Consider the following 17,139-nt stretch of genomic DNA (forward strand, 5'->3'; position numbering starts at 1 on the left):
CCAAACCGATAATTCTGTACCTTCATATGGAAAGAAAACACATTTACATCGCCTACACTGGCGGCACAATTGGTATGCAGAAGTCAGACCATGGCTACGTACCCATTGCTGGTTTTATGGAACAGCAACTGGAAAGCATGCCAGAATTCCATCGTGCAGAAATGCCAAAGTTCACCATCCACGAATACGATCCCCTTATCGACTCGTCGGATATGACGCCAGCGGATTGGCAGCGCATTGCTGATGATATTAAAGCGAACTACGACAAGTACGACGGTTTTGTGATCTTGCATGGTACGGATACCATGGCATACACCGCCTCAGCCTTGTCTTTCATGTTCGAAAACCTCGACAAGCCAGTGATTGTCACCGGATCGCAAATTCCGCTTGCGGAGCTGCGCTCTGACGGCCAGAGCAACCTGCTCAACGCCCTTCACGTCGCGGCAAACTACCCGATCAATGAAGTTACTGTGTTCTTCAATAACAAACTGATCCGCGGTAACCGCAGTACGAAAGCCCACGCTGACGGATTCGGTGCCTTTATTTCACCTAACCTACCACCGTTGCTGGAAGCGGGTATCAACATTCAAACCAATAATGTTGAAATCGACAAGCAGCCAGATGGGCCATTCAAGGTTCATAACATCACACCTCAACCGATTGGCGTGATCACCATGTATCCGGGGATCTCACCAGAGGTGATCCGCAATACCCTCCGCCAACCAGTCAATGCCATGATCCTACTGACATTTGGTGTAGGTAATGCCCCGCAAAACAAAGAATTGCTGGATCAGCTAAAAGAAGCGAGCGAGCGTGGTGTTATCGTGATGAACCTTACCCAATGTCTGTCAGGCAAGGTCAATATGGGCGGCTATGCAACAGGCTGTGCCCTTGCCGATGCCGGTGTCCTCAGTGGATATGACATGACACCAGAAGCCGCACTGGCCAAGCTACATTTCCTTCTGAGCCAAAATCTACCAGTAGAAAACGTACGCAGTCTAATGCAACAAGATTTACGAGGCGAGCTAACGCTCTAATCCTCAATATCGCGGCAAGATGAATATAAACGGCAACCATTGGCTGCCGTTTTTTCTAGTTCTTCCCGCATAAACAGCAACTCGGCTACACTTTGACTATTCCTGTCAGTGAAAGGCCGTACGTACATTATGATCCTACATGGTTCCTCGATTTCACCTTTTGTCAGAAAAATCATGCTGGCCCTTGCTTATAAAGGGATCACCTATGAGCTGCAGCCCCTCAATCCCTATGTCGAAAAAGAACTGGCCCAAAAGCGCCATCCGCTGGGAAAAGTCCCCATATTGGACGTTGAGCAACACAGCATCATGGACTCCACGGTTATTGCCCATTACCTAGATGACCAATACCCTATTCCGCCGTTGTACCCCGGAGATGCCATCACCAGAGCCAAAATCCGTTGGTTGGAAGAGTACGCCGATACCCGCCTTACCTCGCTCATTGGCGGAGTGCTGTTCTACCAAAAAATACTCAGGGGAAAGATGCTCGATAAAGATGTCGATGAAGAAGCCGTTGAGCAATGTCTCGAAATCCACCTACCAAGAGCCATACAATACCTAGAAGAGCAACTGCCAGAACAGGATTACATCGGTGAGCACTTGTCGATGGCTGAAATAAGCTTGTGGAGCGTACTACGAAGTGGCTGGATGGCAGGGCTGAGATTTTCGCATTACCCGCGCTTAGATAGCTACCTCTCACGTATTGAGCAAGAGCCTTGGGTTGCTAATCTGGTTGGCGAAGAAGACCACGAGCTATCTGGCTTCTATTGCCCGCCCGTGGTACTCGCTAGCATCAAATAGTGTAGCTTGGTAGCGACACCTCAAAGTTCGTCGTGGTCAAAACGAACAATATCATCTGCCGTCATTTCAGCGGTTGAGGCATTGTCGCCTGCAAATTCCTTTTTCAGCTCTGCCTTCGATTTAAATTTTATCTCTCCCCCTTTCTCAACCGTCATGTGGGCAGCATCGGCATTATGACGCGACTGATATAACATTACCGCTTGCATTGAAGAGTCACGCTGTTCAGGAGTCAGGGAGCTACCGTCTGGCCACTTACCAATTTCAACCGCAGTGGCTAGCCGTTGGTAAACCTCTGGGGTCATAGCATTAAGCAAAGTTTCAAGATCCATTGCGTTTCACTTTTTCCATTTAATATTGTTGTTGCCCGCAGTAATAACAGTTTCTATTAAAGCTCGCCAAGGATACGTCGATAAACTGCTTGGGGGATCACACTGCTGAAAACCAGCGGCCCGCCGCAATCTTTTATCTCTTTTTTGATAAACTCGTAAATTAAAGCCACCTTTGCCGAAGTCCTTGAAAACTATAATGAGAAAAGCCACATTAAAACTTACCCTACTGCTGGCCAGTACTGTACTCCTTAGTGGCTGCTTTGAACGCCACCGCTCGACAGACAGCTTATGTCAGGCCGAGCCACAGCTTTGTGCCGATACCAACCTCAATGATGGCCAGTGTCGCCTGCAACGGGTCAGCCTCATTTGGCAGCGATACGATGTGCAAAAAGATCCAACCGACAAAAATAAATTCAAAGAACTGCAATACACCTACGATTACCAAAAGTGCCTGGAATATGCCGCCCGTATCGAGCCTACGGAATTGAAAGAGCGTAAAACCCACCGCACCCAAGCAATGCTCAGTGCTTACGCCTCGATCGACCGACTCAACACTGAGCTTGCCACATCGAACGATCCTGAGATCCTCTATTTTCGCTGGAGCCAAGGAAATAAAGAGGCGTTGCGGAAATTCTTGAGACTCGAAGGATCTTCAGCAATGGAAACGCCAGAGATGCAATTGGCACTAGCCACCTTCTATACATCGAAGGATCAGGAGAAAACCATTGGCCTACTCAAGCGAGCGCTTGAGCTCTATGCTCGTAAGCCGAAGATAAAACCAGAAATCCTCCAAGGCCTGGCCACGTTATCCCATCAACAAGGCGCTAGGGAACAAGCCTACCTTTGGGCCAAAGTCGGTGAAGCGTTAGCGATGCCGGTTGCCAAACAAGACAAATTAAATGCGTTCTATCCGATGAGCGACGAGCGACGTAATGAATTGAATGGCCAGGCAGAGATGATAGCCCGAGCACTTTATGACGGTGACTTCAACGCCAGCATGGCCGAGTAGCACCATTCAGCAGAGAGGCTATTAGGCATTACTCAAAGGCGCCCCGTGTAGAATGCAGGGCGTCACGATGAGCATAGGCATGAATACCCGCCTAACGGCTACTCGTCCTGTTGTTCGGGATCCTCATTCTCGTTTTTAAAAATTAAAGATACCGAATTAACACAATACCGCTCCCCGGTGGTTTTTGGCCCATCTGGAAATACATGGCCAAGGTGGCTATCACACTGAGCACAGCGGATCTCAATCCGGTGCATCCCATGGCTGTTATCTTCAATATATCGAATCACATCACGCTCAGCCGGCGCATCAAAACTCGGCCAGCCACAACCGGAGTCATATTTATTGCTCGAGTGGAACAATGGGGCCTGACAACAAGTACAGCTATACACACCCGTTTCACGGTTGTGCAGTAACTTACCCGAGAAAGGCGCCTCCGTTCCTTGCTCCCGACAGATGCGATACTGCTCTTCCGACAGTTTATCACGCCAATAAGAGTCTGATTTAACTGACATTACATTCCCTTCATTGAATTTTAACGTTATCTATCTGAAAAATGGTTGCCATTTACGTCAACTGTGGCACATACTTTCTGCTCGAAAGGATTTTACATCTTCACTGCTCATTTAAGCATATTTTGGGTGGGCTTCGTGTTGATATTAAAAGTTAATAACAGCAATGATTGATATTCATACAACATCTGTACGAATTTGCAGCGTTGTAGTTGGAATGTAAAAAAGATCCGAACTTTTTTTTGACCTCACGCAATTTAAGTTCGTTTTTCACTTGCAGGGTCACGTTATATTCTGTAATTTTACTACCAGTTATCTTTCATTAGAAATTAAGTTGTGGAGCAACTGTAATGACTATCAAAGTAGGTATTAACGGTTTTGGCCGTATTGGACGTTTTGTTTTCCGTGCTTCTGTAGAGCGTAACGACATCGAAGTTGTTGGTATCAACGACCTAATCGACGTTGAGTACATGGCTTACATGCTTAAGTACGATTCAACTCACGGCCGCTTCAACGGTACTGTTGAAGTTGAAGGTGGTAACCTAATCGTTAACGGCAAAACAGTTCGCGTAACTGCAGAGCGTAATCCAGCTGACCTTAAGTGGGATGCAATCGGTGTTGACGTTGTTGCTGAAGCAACAGGTATTTTCCTAACTGACGAAACTGCTCGTCAGCACATCACAGCTGGTGCGAAGAAAGTAGTTCTTACTGGTCCATCTAAAGACGCAACTCCAATGTTCGTTATGGGTGTTAACCAAGACTCTTACGCTGGTCAAGACATCGTTTCTAACGCTTCTTGTACTACGAACTGCCTAGCGCCAATCGCTAAAGTTCTTAACGACAAGTGGGGCATCGAATCTGGTCTTATGACTACTGTTCACGCTACTACTGCTACTCAGAAGACTGTTGACGGTCCTTCTGCTAAAGACTGGCGCGGTGGTCGTGGTGCTTCTCAGAACATCATCCCATCTTCAACTGGTGCTGCTAAAGCTGTAGGCGTTGTTCTTCCAGAACTAAACGGCAAGCTAACTGGTATGGCTTTCCGCGTACCAACTGCTAACGTTTCTGTAGTTGACCTAACAGTTAACCTTAAAGAAGCTGCTTCTTACGACGAAATCTGTGCTGCTATGAAAGCTGCTTCAGAAGGCGAAATGGCTGGCGTTCTTGGTTACACTGAAGATCAAGTTGTTTCTCAAGACTTCATCGGTGAAGTTCAGACTTCAGTATTCGATGCTAAAGCTGGTGTTGCTCTGACTGACAAATTCGTTAAAGTTGTATCTTGGTACGACAACGAAATCGGTTACTCAAACAAAGTTCTAGACCTAATCGCTCACATTTCTAAGTAATGTAAGCTTTTAGCTAGATAATAAAAGGCGACGCTACGGTGTCGCCTTTTTTGTATCTGGCTTTATACAAAAGCCGATATCAATATCTGATCAGTATTTGCTGGTTACAGCCGTAGATCTCAGTGCTAGACATCAGAGTCACTCATTACGGTACTCAACCTTGATAACAACTTATTAAGCTTGGTCTTCGTGTCTCCCAGCTTAGAAGCAGTAAACACCAGCTAAAAAATAATTACATATTTAACAAATAAGTTTTAACATGGATTGTTAATTTTCAAATAAAAAGAAGTATATAAATAACTGTTACTTTCACGTCAAAGTGGCAATTATTTATACATTGCTACAACTAAAGGATAGTCTGATGGATTTCAATACTCTTCCAGCAGTAGCAGCCTTATCGGATGCTGTTACCATCTGTGAATACCAAGGGATCAAGATAGTAAGAATCAACCATGCCCAAGCAGAAGCCGGGATTTCCCTTCATGGTGGCCACCTGATTTGGTTTAAACCACAAGGTGAAGAAGACGTTATTTGGCTGAGCGAAAAAGCTGAATTTGATACCACCAAGGCAATCCGTGGTGGTATTCCTGTCTGCTGGCCTTGGTTTGGCAAAGCAGCAGCACCATCACACGGTTTCGCCCGTAACAGTGAATGGACTCTTCAGGAGCACCGTGAAAATGACAGCGGTGTTATTGTCGCCCTGACGCTGTCCGACTCAGAAGCAACCCGCGCTATCTGGCCGCACAAGTTCCACAATGTGCTGACCTTCGAAATCGGTACAACCCTAAAAGTCTCGCTAACCTCAACCAATACGGATGATACGGCGTGGAGCTTCTCAGGTGCACTGCACACTTATTTCAGTGTCGCAAATATCCATGATATCCACGTAACCCAGATGGGCAACGAGTATGCTGACAGTACCCAAGGCGGTCAAATTTGCCAAGGCGGCGAGCAGCTGAGCTTTGAAGGTGAAGTGGATCGTGTCTATACCCAACCAGAGCCAACGGTAATGATCCACGACGGTAATAGCCGTAAAATTGCCGTCACTAACAGCGGCCACAATGCCGCGGTGATCTGGAATCCGTGGCAAGCGCTGTCAGAAAGCATGGGGGATATGGCAAACAACAGCTTTGAAACCATGGTATGTGTTGAGTCAACCATCCACAACAGCCAGAGCATAACCCTAGCGCCCGGTGAAGTGCATACACTTACCACGGAAGTCAGTGTAAAACGCTAACAACCTTTGCGGGGCTACCGCGTAAGATCAGCATATTGAATACCTGTACGGCAGTTTGCCGTCAGGTATCTTTTCATCCTCACCAACGTGAGATCAAATGGCTTTAATCCCTTTAAGCTGCTCTGATACATCAAGCTAGCATCTGCGAGTTAGCCTCAATAAGTACCCAGCCATTGCCATCAGGATCGGCAAAGGTCGCAAAACGCCCCCCAATCAAAGTTACAATCTCTGATAATGACACACCTCGGCTTGAAAGCTCATCATACGTCGAGTGGATATCATCTGTCTGCACCACCAGCCCCTGCACAGATCCGGCTTTCATCCCTCCAAAGGGCATCACCAAACTGATCGTGGTCTCAGCTCCTTTCGGTGCAAGTTGGATCCAACGCTTATGCTTATCTGCTTGGTGATCACGTATCAGCTCGAAACCCAGTGCATCACGATAAAACGTCAATGACTGGCTTTGATCAGACACAGGGATCGAAACAGTATCAACACGAGAAATACTCATTAAATAGGCTCCCCCCAAATATCGGCATTTTTTTAGCTTAAGCCAGAGTTTTTGATTTAGCTCTCAAAATAACTCCGGATCGCAAATTTTTGACACTCAAGCTAGACCAAAACATCATTACATAATTACTTTGATTTCCCGCGTATTTGCAAAAATCAGCCTTGCAAATTAGTGATTTTGCAAAAAAGCCATCATGCACTAGCCAGAGCATCATTTGTTACCCGTTGGGAGCGATGAAAACCTTTACATTCAGTAAATAACTCTGCTCTGGAAATAAATTTCATCATTTATGACTGTCTATTTTGACAAGCATGGGGAGTCACAATACATCAACATTTTCGTGATTTTTTTTAAACAAGACCTCTTGCAGAACCTGATTTATAGGAGGATAGTAAACAAATGAGCAAAATTTATTCAGCTTGTAAGGAACATCGAAAAAGGAAATTTAGTTTATAAACCAACAACTCAGTCAAGCACTTTAATCAGTTAGGTCTAGTCTTAAGATATGGGGGATGTGAAAGATTTGTGTTTTCGTCCTTTCTAATTGATTAAAGAACGATTCAGGGGGCATACCATGAGTATTTTTGACCACTATCGTCAACGCTATGAAGAATCCAAGGATGAAGAGCTTTCATTGCAAGAGTTCCTTGAGATCTGCCGTAACGATCGAAGCGCTTATGTCAACGCAGCAGAACGTCTGTTGATGGCTATTGGCGAACCCGAGATGATTGACACCGCTCAAGATCCGCGCTTGAGCCGCCTTTTCTCCAACCGTGTAATTTCCCGCTATAAAACCTTTGAAGATTTTTATGGCATGGAAGAAGCGATTGAGCAGATCGTTTCCTATCTAAAACATGCCGCGCAGGGCTTAGAAGAACGTAAACAGATCCTCTATCTATTAGGTCCTGTCGGTGGGGGTAAATCATCACTGGCTGAAAAACTGAAAAGCCTAATGCAGAAGGTACCCGTTTATGTGCTGACAGCCAATGGCGAGAGCAGCCCGGTAAACGACCATCCATTCTGTCTATTCGATAAAACTGAAGATGGAGATATCCTCAAGAAAGAATACGGTATCCCAGAGCGCTACCTCAACAATATCATGTCGCCTTGGGCTGCTAAGCGCCTGCATGAATTTGGTGGCGATATTACAAAATTCAAAGTTGTGAAAGTACGTCCATCCATTCTTGATCAGGTTGGTATCGCCAAAACTGAACCAGGCGATGAAAACAACCAAGATATCTCCTCGCTGGTGGGTAAAGTTGATATTCGTCAACTTGAACATTTTGCCCAAGACGACCCAGATGCCTATAGCTACTCAGGTGCACTGTGTAAGGCTAACCAGGGCTTGATGGAATTCGTCGAGATGTTCAAGGCGCCATTGAAAGTTCTTCACCCGCTGCTAACCGCAACACAGGAAGGTAACTACAACGGTACCGAAGGCCTTTCAGCCCTACCTTTCGACGGCATTATCTTGGCTCACTCGAATGAATCCGAGTGGCAGACGTTCCGTAATAACAAGAACAACGAAGCCTTCTTGGACCGCGTCTATATTGTGAAGGTTCCGTATTGCTTACGCGTTTCAGAAGAAATTCGCATCTACGAAAAACTCCTGCAAAGTAGTGAACTATCAGCAGCACCTTGCTCGCCAAGCACGCTGGAAATTCTGGCCCGCTTCACAGTGCTTTCTCGCCTGAAAGAGCCTGAGAACTCGAGTCTGTACTCGAAAATGCGAGTCTATGACGGCGAAACACTCAAAGATACCGACCCGAAAGCCAAGTCTTATCAGGAATACCGAGACTACGCCGGTGTCGATGAAGGGATGGCCGGACTATCAACCCGTTTCGCATTCAAGATCCTATCTCGCGTGTTCAACTTCGATCATTCTGAAGTGGCGGCCAACCCTGTTCACCTATTCTATGTACTTGAGCAACAGATTGAGCGTGAGCAGTTCCCACAAGAGCTGGCAGAAAAGTACCTTGAGTTCCTTAAAGGCTACCTAACGCCGAAATACGTTGAGTTTATCGGTAAAGAAATTCAAACCGCCTACCTCGAGTCGTACTCTGAGTACGGCCAGAATATCTTTGACCGCTATGTCAGCTATGCCGACTTCTGGATCCAGGATCAGGAATACCGAGACCCAGAAACTGGCCAGCTGTTTGACCGCTCGGCATTGAACAACGAACTGGAGAAAATAGAGAAGCCTGCCGGGATCAGCAACCCGAAAGATTTCCGAAACGAAATCGTCAACTTCGTGCTCCGTGCCCGTGCCAGTAACGCAGGTAAGAATCCGAACTGGACCAGCTACGAGAAGCTACGCACGGTTATTGAGAAGAAAATGTTCTCGAACACAGAAGAGTTACTTCCAGTTATTTCATTCAATGCCAAAACATCAACGGATGAGCAGAAGAAACACGACGACTTCGTTGCTCGTATGATGGAGAAAGGCTATACCCGCAAACAGGTCCGCCTACTTTCTGAGTGGTACCTACGCGTTCGTAAGTCTTCATAAACTGAGTGGTTTGGATGAATAAGGGGAGAGCTTATGGCGCATTTTATAGACCGCAGGCTCAACGGTAAAAACAAAAGCACGGTAAACCGTCAGCGTTTCCTGCGCCGTCACAAGCAACAGATTAAAGAATCTATTGCTGACGCGGTAAATAAACGCTCGATTACCGATGTGGAAAGCGGTGAGGATATTTCTATTCCAAGCCGTGACATCCGCGAGCCAAGCTTTCACCAAGGCCGTGGTGGACAACGTGAAGTTGTCCACCCGGGCAATGACCAGTTCAGCCCCGGTGACCGCATTGAACGCCCCCAAGGAGGGGGCGGACAAGGTGGAGCCGGTGAAGGACAGGCCAGCCCCGATGGTGAGGGCCAGGATGAATTCGTGTTCCAAATCTCCAAAGACGAATATCTCGATTTACTCTTTGAAGATTTAGAGCTGCCAAACCTTGAGAAAAATCAGCTCAACAAAATTGTTGAATGGAAAACGTTTCGCTCGGGCTTCAAGTCGTCCGGCGTACCGGCCAATATTGCCATTGTAAAATCGCTCCAGAATTCTCTGGCTCGACGTACCGCAATGACCGCCGCTAAGCGTCGCCAGCTTCGTGAGCTTGAGAAAACACTGGATCTGTTAATGAATACCGAACCAGCCCAACCTTTCGAGGAAGAGCGGGTGAAAAATGAGATCCAGGGGCTACGTCAGAAAATTAGCAGCGTACCGTTCATTGATACCTTTGATCTACGCTACAAAAACTACGAACGTCGGCCACAGCCTAGCAGCCAAGCGGTTATGTTCTGTTTGATGGATGTTTCAGGTTCAATGGATCAGGCAACCAAAGATATCGCCAAGCGCTTTTATATCTTGCTGTACCTGTTCCTTAACCGGACCTATAAGAATGTCGATGTGGTATTTATTCGCCACCACACACAGGCCAAAGAGGTGGATGAACATGAGTTCTTCTACTCTCAAGAGACTGGGGGAACCATAGTGTCGAGTGCACTGAGGTTGATGAATGATATCGTGAAGAAACGCTACTCCCCTGCCGAGTGGAACATCTACGCGGCCCAAGCATCGGATGGGGATAATTGGGCAGATGATTCACCGGGCTGCCGTGAGCTATTGGACAAGGAACTCTTGCCAGTAACCCGTTACTACTCATACATCGAAATTACACGCCGGGCACACCAAACACTATGGCGGGAATATGAGGCGCTACATGCCAGCCACAGTAACTTTGCGATGCAGAACATAAGGAGCGTGGAAGACATTTTCCCTGTATTCCGGGAGCTTTTTAAAAAGCAAGTCAGTTAACGTCGCTTTAGGGGGGATGTGCTATGGAGACAGTCGCTAAATCAAAGACACTCAGTGACGGTCCAGATTGGACATTCGATTTGTTGGATCAGTACCACAAGGAAATCAAGCGGGTAGCCGACCACTACCGGCTTGATGCCTATCCCAACCAAATCGAGATCATCACTGCCGAACAAATGATGGATGCTTATTCCAGTATTGGTATGCCTATCAACTACCATCACTGGTCTTTTGGTAAGCGCTTCATCGAAACTGAGCGAGGCTATAAACATGGTCAAATGGGCCTTGCATATGAAATTGTGATCAACTCTGATCCCTGTATTTCATATTTGATGGAAGAGAATACCATCACAATGCAGGCGCTCGTTATGGCCCATGCGTGTTATGGCCACAACTCGTTCTTTAAAGGGAATTATTTATTCAAGACATGGACAGATGCCAGTTCCATCATCGACTACTTGTTGTTTGCCCGTAAATACATCACCGAGTGTGAAGAAAAATACGGCGTGAATGAGGTTGAAAGGCTGTTGGACTCCTGCCATGCGTTAATGAACTACGGCGTCGACCGCTACAAGCGACCACAGAAAATCTCTATGGTCGAAGAAAAGGCACGACAGCAAGCCCGGGAAGACTACCTGCAAACACAGGTCAATTCATTATGGCGTACCATTCCGGTTACCCATGAGGAAGAAATCGAAGCGGAAGAAATACGATTCCCGGCGGAGCCGCAGGAGAATATCCTTTACTTCATCGAAAAGCATGCCCCTTTATTGGAGCCATGGCAGCGTGAGGTAGTCAGGATTGTGCGCAAAGTAAGCCAATATTTCTACCCGCAAAAACAGACTCAGGTGATGAACGAGGGGTGGGCAACGTTCTGGCACTACACCATTCTCAATCACCTTTATGATGAGGGCCTGGTGACCGACCGCTTCATTATCGAGTTTTTGCACAGCCATACCAACGTAGTGGCGCAACCGGACTACAACAGCCCGTACTACAGCGGTATTAACCCCTACGCGTTGGGCTTTGCGATGTTCCAGGATATTCGCCGGATCTGTGAAAATCCAACCGAGGAAGATAAATACTGGTTCCCGGATATTGCAGGAAAAGATTGGTTAGATACTCTTCACTTTGCAATGGAGAACTTTAAAGACGAAAGCTTTATCAGTCAGTTCCTGTCACCGAAAGTGATGCGTGACTTCAAGTTGTTTGCCGTCGATGACGACGACCGACATAACTATGTCGAAGTCAGTGCAATTCACAATGAGGAAGGTTACCGGGCTATCCGGGAGAAGCTCTCGTCACAATACAACCTCAGCAACAATGAGCCGAATATCCAAGTATGGAATGTCGCACTGAAAGGTGACCGCTCGCTAACCCTGCGTTATGTACCGCATAATCGCATCCCGTTAGCCGACAGCCACCAAGAGGTTCTGAAACACATGCACCGGTTATGGGGCTTTGACGTCACACTGGAGGAAGAGCTCGCCGATGGCCGTTCCCATATATTAGGAACCTGTCCAAACCGCGCGCAGTACAATACGGAGATCTGACCGAAGATTAAATTGCCTGTCAGCCTGTACCGACAACGCCAAAAACACCGTGTTGCCGCCACATACTTATTAACACTTAGAAACAAAAAGGAGATGCCATGGCATCTCCTTTTCTTTTGTACAATGTAATTCGCTTGGCTTACTGTTCTTCTTCGTACAGGTAGCGAGCAATTTCAATACGGTTAGCGTACCAAATTGCCCCACTCTCACGGCCGTATTTGCGGATACGATCAGCAACCATCTCAGGCTGACTGTTTTCACAGTATGACTTCATGTCTCTGTAAAATTCTAGAGCAAGCTCACAGGCTTCTCTCGACATAAAGTAGTAACCACCGACGCGGGTATAAATTTTGCGTAGACCATTGATTGTGAGTACATACAGGGTATTGCCTGATTTCGTCGCCAACCCTTGGAACATGCGGTAATCAAAGTAATTGAAAGCACGAGCGCGGCTAATAGCCTCGCACAGCTCAGGATCGTCTTTACCGTATTTATCGACGATCTTTTTTACTTCCTGCATCAAGTCAGCTTTGTCTTCACTGTGTTCAATATAATCAGCGAAGCTATCAGCCTTCAACAAGGCTTCACACTCTTCGATAACATGATCAATCAAAGTAGAAGATTCTTCCGGGTTACCCTTGATGGCATAGCGCATGTATACACTGCTGATGTCTGTGCGCGCCGAAAGAAGATCTTCCATCACGCCTTGAACATCTTGGCCATCAAGTGTAATTAGGGTATCGAGAATGCTCAGTCCCGAGGTGTCCATGTAGTTATTCACCCGTGTCGGTTTACCGTGCTGAATTGTCAGCCAACCATCACGAGCGAGACGCTGCAATACCTCACGAAGAGTCGTCCGTGTAACACCAATTAGTTCTGACAATTCTCGTTCTGCGGGAAGGATTGAGCCCTGTGGGAAGTGATTATTCCAGATACTCTCAATAATATATTTCTCAGCAAATGTTGCTGGGCTATCAGCCTTTATAACCATCTGATCAGTTTTCCAGTTGCTTCTTGCTCTATTTTTATTAACTCATCATACCACCAGTCTTTACTTATTGCCCACCTAATTACCAAAAGAAGTATCTCTGTTATCTATTTATAACCATGCACACTCATGTGAGTGATATACATTGAGCATACCCATACCACGCAACATTCGGCCCACCGTTTCGTCGGACCAAAATTTGACGAAGCTCAACGCAAAACGAAATTTGTAAGCATATATTTCACAGAGACATAGAAAAACACACACAAGCCTTTTTTTGCGATGAATTTTCACAATCTTAAATAAATTCATCTATAAGCACTTGACTGCGACGGATCTCGCGGTAGAGTTAGCACGTTTTCACTCTGGGAGCTGAACGGATGCTGCTGCCTGCTTTAAGTTAAACACCATCAAGGAAATGGTTTTTAGCTTAGAGGGTCTCTATAGAAAAATTAACCAAAACAATTACATAATGGTTACCCTCTCTCGGACTTCAAAGGCAAGATAGCAACGCAGCTTATTATTAGTATTTGCGTATATCAAGAGACTCGAACACATGGCAATTTCGCTAGGGAACGCTTTTATAAAAAACTTCCTCGGTAAAGCACCCGACTGGTACAAGGTCGCCATCATTGCTTTTCTGATCATTAATCCTTTTGTTTTCTTTTTGATTGACCCTTTCGTTGCAGGCTGGCTACTCGTTATCGAGTTCATCTTCACCCTGGCAATGGCATTAAAATGTTACCCATTACAACCCGGTGGCCTGCTCGCTATCGAGGCGGTCGCTATCGGGATGACCAGCCCTGAAATGGTCAAGCACGAATTGGTTGCCAATATCGAAGTGATGTTGCTACTGATCTTCATGGTTGCTGGCATCTACTTCATGAAGCAGCTGCTACTTTATATCTTCACCAAAATATTGATCGGCATCCACTCCAAAACCTTGTTATCGCTGGCGTTCTGCATGATGGCCGCTTTCCTGTCAGCTTTCCTTGATGCGCTGACAGTCATTGCTGTTGTGATCAGTGTTACTATTGGCTTCTACAGTATTTACCACAAGGTCGCTTCTGGCCAGGAACCCCACTCCTCACACGACCATACGTCAGATTCAAATATTCTTGAAGTCAGCCGTGACGACTTAGAAAACTACCGTGCCTTCCTGCGCAGCCTGCTGATGCACGCCGGTATAGGTACTGCACTTGGCGGTGTAATGACCATGGTGGGTGAGCCGCAAAACCTGATCATCGCCGATCAGGCCGGTTGGCTGTTCGGTGAATTCATCATTCGCATGTTACCAGTGACTCTGCCCGTATTTCTGTGCGGTATCGTCACCTGTGTATTGGTCGAAAAATTCCAAATCTGCGGCTATGGTGCTCGCCTGCCAGAAAATGTCCGCCGTATCTTGGTTGACTTCGACAACGAAGAGCGTAAACGCCGTACCAACTTGGATTATGCCAAACTGATCATCCAAGTGGTAATTGCGGTTTGGTTGATTGTCGGCCTTGCTATGCACTTAGCTGCAGTTGGACTGATCGGTCTGACCGTAATTATTTTGGCAACCTCGTTCACCGGTATAACCGAAGAGCACGCATTAGGTAAGGCGTTCGAAGAAGCCCTGCCATTTACCGCCCTGCTTGCCGTCTTCTTCTCGATTGTGGCGGTGATCATCGACCAGAAGCTGTTCGCTCCTATCATTGAAATGGTACTGAGCCTTGAAGGCAGCATGCAGATGACCATGTTTTATATTGCCAATGGCCTGCTATCTATGGTGTCTGATAATGTCTTCGTCGGTACGGTATACATCAATGAAGTTAAATCAGCACTGATTGACGGTATTATTACCCGTGAGCAATTCGACATGCTAGCTGTAGCCATCAATACCGGTACTAACCTGCCATCTGTTGCTACGCCAAACGGTCAGGCTGCATTCCTGTTCGCATTGACCTCGGCACTGGCTCCGCTAATCCGCCTATCCTACGGCCGCATGGTATACATGGCACTGCCATACACTATCGTGCTATCACTGGTTGGCTTGGCCTGTATCGAGTTCACTCTGGTACCTATGACACAGTGGTTCTATGATCTCGGTTGGATCACACAGGCGACAGTGGAGGCCGGTTCACATATTGCCCCGGTTGTTGGTCATTAATTGAATTTATCTAACATCTGATTGTCTGTATTAAAGCCCTGAATCATCAGGGCTTTATTGTATTTTTCGTTATTATTTGGTGCTAATATTTACCCTTAAGGCCAAATATATAACAGAAATTGATATTTATTTGATCTTTGTATACTCAAATAACAGTTAAGTGCTAAATCTGCTCGTGATGATAATGCATGACCGAAACCAAGTCGCTTTAGCCGTTAACCTTTCAACCAGGAAACCCGTATGTATTTTCTAAATACTTTTTCGAAGAGTCGACTTTCGTGGGCTATCTTGCTGGCTTTCATTATCTTTTTTGAAGCCTGTGCCCTGTTCTTCCAGCATGTAATGAAACTCGACCCATGTGTGATGTGTGTTTATGAGCGCGTTGCCATGATGGGGATAGCTTTTGCTGCAATTTTGGGAATGATCGCGCCAAAGAACAATGTTATTCGCTGGGCAGGACTTGCAGGTTGGGCTTACAGTTCTTACCAAGGCCTTGCACTGGCTCAAGAGCATGTCTCCTACCAGTTTCCGGAATTCCCATGGTCAGCCACCTGTGCGCTAGACGTAAACTTCCCAGCATGGGCACCGCTTAACCAGTGGGTTCCGTGGTTCTTTGAAGCCTCAGGCGATTGCGGCAAGATTGTTTGGCAATTCTTCGGCCTTTCAATGCCACAGTGGCTAGAAATTATCTTCGCTGCTAACTTGGTTGCTGTTGCTATTATCGTTGTCGCGCAGATCCTTGGAACCAAGAAAGACTAAATATTAAGTACATCCAGTAATCGATGCCCAACCGATACGCTGGCCTTTTTTTCCTTTGGCTTGAAAGCTAAACCGCAGTTGGGCTTACTTTCTTTTTCGCCAAATAGCAAAAAGCCGCATTCTTTCGAATGCAGCTTTTCTAAAAGTGGCGGTGAGTGAGAGATTCGAACTCTCGATACGTTGCCGTATACACACTTTCCAGGCGTGCTCCTTCAGCCACTCGGACAACTCACCAAATTGTACTGTTTCGGCGTGTCGCCTTAACAGAGTCGCACTATAGTGGCTGGGGTGGTAAAGGTCAACAAAAAACACTGCACAATCAATCAAGTGTTCACAATTACAGCAAAGATCTTGATTTACCTGTGAACAGTCCCACCTTGGTCACTACCCTGTTACTATATGGTATAAACCTAAATCGTGTTTTTCCAGCGGCAAGTGGCGTTGGACCAATCCAGATAAAAATTTACGAGAGCGAATTATGTCTTCATCTTTACGCACACTGCTGGAAAATCCACAACTGGCTCAACAGTTGCTTTCTGAAGCCCAGACCCGTGGTTTTGTTACCGCAATGGCGGCGGCACCGCACCTGATCAACCCATCCGAATGGCTGGCTTTCATGTGGGGTGGCGAGGAAACGTCTCCTTTTAACAGCCAAGAAGAACTAGAAACCTACGCTAATGCCATCATTGACCTATGGAACGAAAGCCGTGAAGCCTTGCTAGAAGGCAGCTGGCACTGGCCGCAAGGCTGTTCGCTAGATGATAAAGAGCTGGTATCTATCGATACCCGTGAATTTGCAGAAGGCCTACTTCAAGGCTGGCAGCTATCTCGTGATGACTGGGAAACTATCATGCCAGAAGAGAGCGAGAACAATGCACTGCTTGGCGGCGTGTTACTTTGCTTCAGCCTGCTGTACGATCCAGAAAATGCGATGGAAGCTCTTTCCCAGGAAGGTGCAGACGGCCTTGCCCAGTTCGAAGAAATCTTTGCTTCTGTCCCAACCATGCTAAGTGGCCTAACAATCCGTGCCTACCAACTAGTCAACGACGGTGAAGAAGACGCTTAGTCGCAAAAACACTCACTAAAAAGGCGGTAACTCA

The 17,139-nt window shown here is 46.5% G+C and carries 15 protein-coding genes and 1 tRNA gene; 11 read left to right on the forward strand and 5 right to left on the reverse strand.

Annotated features, from left to right (window positions below; translation table 11 throughout):
• Positions 1 to 26: 26 nt before the first annotated feature.
• Positions 27 to 1,037 carry an asparaginase gene (ansA, locus tag ACVA53_RS07315; protein ID WP_255040048.1) on the forward strand — a complete coding sequence of 337 codons (1,011 nt, stop codon included), beginning with the start codon at positions 27 to 29 and terminating at the stop codon, positions 1,035 to 1,037.
• A gap of 129 nt (positions 1,038 to 1,166) precedes the next feature.
• Entirely contained in the window at positions 1,167 to 1,835 is a 669-nt protein-coding gene (locus ACVA53_RS07320) for a glutathione S-transferase family protein (protein WP_255040049.1), read from the forward strand.
• A gap of 20 nt (positions 1,836 to 1,855) precedes the next feature.
• On the opposite strand, the gene ACVA53_RS07325 is transcribed toward ACVA53_RS07320, so the two are convergent.
• On the reverse strand, positions 1,856 to 2,164 hold the full coding sequence (locus tag ACVA53_RS07325) for a YeaC family protein (RefSeq protein ID WP_255040050.1): 309 nt from the start codon (positions 2,162 to 2,164) through the stop codon (positions 1,856 to 1,858).
• A 196-nt stretch (positions 2,165 to 2,360) separates the two neighbouring features.
• On the opposite strand from ACVA53_RS07325, the gene ACVA53_RS07330 reads away from it, so the two are divergent.
• Complete coding sequence (locus tag ACVA53_RS07330) at positions 2,361 to 3,173, forward strand: DUF2989 domain-containing protein (protein ID WP_446504813.1); 813 nt, start codon at positions 2,361 to 2,363, stop codon at positions 3,171 to 3,173.
• 98 nt (positions 3,174 to 3,271) lie between these two features.
• On the opposite strand, the gene msrB is transcribed toward ACVA53_RS07330, so the two are convergent.
• Positions 3,272 to 3,685: a peptide-methionine (R)-S-oxide reductase MsrB gene (gene msrB / locus ACVA53_RS07335; protein ID WP_255040053.1), complete on the reverse strand. Its 414-nt coding sequence runs from the start codon at positions 3,683 to 3,685 to the stop codon at positions 3,272 to 3,274.
• A gap of 347 nt (positions 3,686 to 4,032) precedes the next feature.
• Here msrB and gap point away from each other — a divergent pair, with 347 nt between their 5' ends.
• Together gap and ACVA53_RS07345 are read left to right on the forward strand one after the other, a co-directional pair.
• On the forward strand, positions 4,033 to 5,028 hold the full coding sequence (gap, locus tag ACVA53_RS07340) for a type I glyceraldehyde-3-phosphate dehydrogenase (protein ID WP_255040054.1): 996 nt from the start codon (positions 4,033 to 4,035) through the stop codon (positions 5,026 to 5,028).
• Positions 5,029 to 5,389: 361 nt separating this feature from the next.
• On the forward strand, positions 5,390 to 6,265 hold the full coding sequence (locus ACVA53_RS07345; RefSeq protein ID WP_255040055.1) for a D-hexose-6-phosphate mutarotase: 876 nt from the start codon (positions 5,390 to 5,392) through the stop codon (positions 6,263 to 6,265).
• A gap of 130 nt (positions 6,266 to 6,395) precedes the next feature.
• On the opposite strand, the gene ACVA53_RS07350 is transcribed toward ACVA53_RS07345, so the two are convergent.
• The gene (locus ACVA53_RS07350; protein WP_446504814.1) at positions 6,396 to 6,776 is read right to left on the reverse strand and encodes a VOC family protein; all 381 of its coding nucleotides are present in this window, start codon (positions 6,774 to 6,776) and stop codon (positions 6,396 to 6,398) included.
• Positions 6,777 to 7,350: 574 nt separating this feature from the next.
• On the opposite strand from ACVA53_RS07350, the gene ACVA53_RS07355 reads away from it, so the two are divergent.
• From ACVA53_RS07355 to ACVA53_RS07365, 3 genes are read left to right on the forward strand one after another with little or no spacing between them, the layout of a single operon-like run.
• A complete protein-coding gene (locus tag ACVA53_RS07355; RefSeq protein ID WP_255040057.1) occupies positions 7,351 to 9,285 on the forward strand; it encodes a PrkA family serine protein kinase in 1,935 nt (644 codons plus the stop codon).
• A 33-nt stretch (positions 9,286 to 9,318) separates the two neighbouring features.
• Positions 9,319 to 10,590, forward strand: coding sequence for a YeaH/YhbH family protein (locus ACVA53_RS07360; RefSeq protein WP_255040058.1), 1,272 nt, complete (start codon positions 9,319 to 9,321; stop codon positions 10,588 to 10,590).
• 23 nt (positions 10,591 to 10,613) lie between these two features.
• Complete coding sequence (locus ACVA53_RS07365; protein WP_255040059.1) at positions 10,614 to 12,143, forward strand: SpoVR family protein; 1,530 nt, start codon at positions 10,614 to 10,616, stop codon at positions 12,141 to 12,143.
• Between the two features lie 139 nt (positions 12,144 to 12,282).
• Here the strand turns inward: ACVA53_RS07365 and fadR are convergent, their stop codons facing one another.
• Positions 12,283 to 13,134, reverse strand: coding sequence for a fatty acid metabolism transcriptional regulator FadR (fadR, locus tag ACVA53_RS07370; RefSeq protein ID WP_255040060.1), 852 nt, complete (start codon positions 13,132 to 13,134; stop codon positions 12,283 to 12,285).
• A 553-nt stretch (positions 13,135 to 13,687) separates the two neighbouring features.
• Here fadR and nhaB point away from each other — a divergent pair.
• Positions 13,688 to 15,280 carry a Na(+)/H(+) antiporter NhaB gene (gene nhaB / locus ACVA53_RS07375; RefSeq protein WP_446504815.1) on the forward strand — a complete coding sequence of 531 codons (1,593 nt, stop codon included), beginning with the start codon at positions 13,688 to 13,690 and terminating at the stop codon, positions 15,278 to 15,280.
• A 240-nt stretch (positions 15,281 to 15,520) separates the two neighbouring features.
• On the forward strand, positions 15,521 to 16,039 hold the full coding sequence (gene dsbB / locus ACVA53_RS07380; RefSeq protein WP_255040062.1) for a disulfide bond formation protein DsbB: 519 nt from the start codon (positions 15,521 to 15,523) through the stop codon (positions 16,037 to 16,039).
• Between the two features lie 146 nt (positions 16,040 to 16,185).
• On the opposite strand, the gene ACVA53_RS07385 is transcribed toward dsbB, so the two are convergent.
• Positions 16,186 to 16,273: transfer RNA gene (locus ACVA53_RS07385), tRNA-Ser, on the reverse strand.
• Between the two features lie 244 nt (positions 16,274 to 16,517).
• Between ACVA53_RS07385 and ACVA53_RS07390 the strand changes: the two genes are divergently transcribed.
• Positions 16,518 to 17,105 (forward strand): UPF0149 family protein, encoded by a 588-nt coding sequence (locus ACVA53_RS07390; RefSeq protein ID WP_255040074.1) that lies wholly within the window; start codon positions 16,518 to 16,520, stop codon positions 17,103 to 17,105.
• The last annotated feature ends 34 nt before the right edge of the window (positions 17,106 to 17,139 follow it).

Source organism: Photobacterium sp. DNB23_23_1 (genome assembly GCF_052873815.1).

What these genes read in the sequence shown, in the direction of transcription:
- ansA (WP_255040048.1), top strand. Translation starts at nt 27, where the DNA reads ATGGAAAGAAAACACATTTACATCGCCTACACTGGCGGCACAATTGGT.
- ACVA53_RS07320 (WP_255040049.1), top strand. Translation starts at nt 1,167, where the DNA reads ATGATCCTACATGGTTCCTCGATTTCACCTTTTGTCAGAAAAATCATG.
- ACVA53_RS07325 (WP_255040050.1), bottom strand. Translation starts at nt 2,164, where the DNA reads ATGGATCTTGAAACTTTGCTTAATGCTATGACCCCAGAGGTTTACCAA.
- ACVA53_RS07330 (WP_446504813.1), top strand. Translation starts at nt 2,361, where the DNA reads ATGAGAAAAGCCACATTAAAACTTACCCTACTGCTGGCCAGTACTGTA.
- msrB (WP_255040053.1), bottom strand. Translation starts at nt 3,685, where the DNA reads ATGTCAGTTAAATCAGACTCTTATTGGCGTGATAAACTGTCGGAAGAG.
- gap (WP_255040054.1), top strand. Translation starts at nt 4,033, where the DNA reads ATGACTATCAAAGTAGGTATTAACGGTTTTGGCCGTATTGGACGTTTT.
- ACVA53_RS07345 (WP_255040055.1), top strand. Translation starts at nt 5,390, where the DNA reads ATGGATTTCAATACTCTTCCAGCAGTAGCAGCCTTATCGGATGCTGTT.
- ACVA53_RS07350 (WP_446504814.1), bottom strand. Translation starts at nt 6,776, where the DNA reads ATGAGTATTTCTCGTGTTGATACTGTTTCGATCCCTGTGTCTGATCAA.
- ACVA53_RS07355 (WP_255040057.1), top strand. Translation starts at nt 7,351, where the DNA reads ATGAGTATTTTTGACCACTATCGTCAACGCTATGAAGAATCCAAGGAT.
- ACVA53_RS07360 (WP_255040058.1), top strand. Translation starts at nt 9,319, where the DNA reads ATGGCGCATTTTATAGACCGCAGGCTCAACGGTAAAAACAAAAGCACG.
- ACVA53_RS07365 (WP_255040059.1), top strand. Translation starts at nt 10,614, where the DNA reads ATGGAGACAGTCGCTAAATCAAAGACACTCAGTGACGGTCCAGATTGG.
- fadR (WP_255040060.1), bottom strand. Translation starts at nt 13,134, where the DNA reads ATGGTTATAAAGGCTGATAGCCCAGCAACATTTGCTGAGAAATATATT.
- nhaB (WP_446504815.1), top strand. Translation starts at nt 13,688, where the DNA reads ATGGCAATTTCGCTAGGGAACGCTTTTATAAAAAACTTCCTCGGTAAA.
- dsbB (WP_255040062.1), top strand. Translation starts at nt 15,521, where the DNA reads ATGTATTTTCTAAATACTTTTTCGAAGAGTCGACTTTCGTGGGCTATC.
- ACVA53_RS07390 (WP_255040074.1), top strand. Translation starts at nt 16,518, where the DNA reads ATGTCTTCATCTTTACGCACACTGCTGGAAAATCCACAACTGGCTCAA.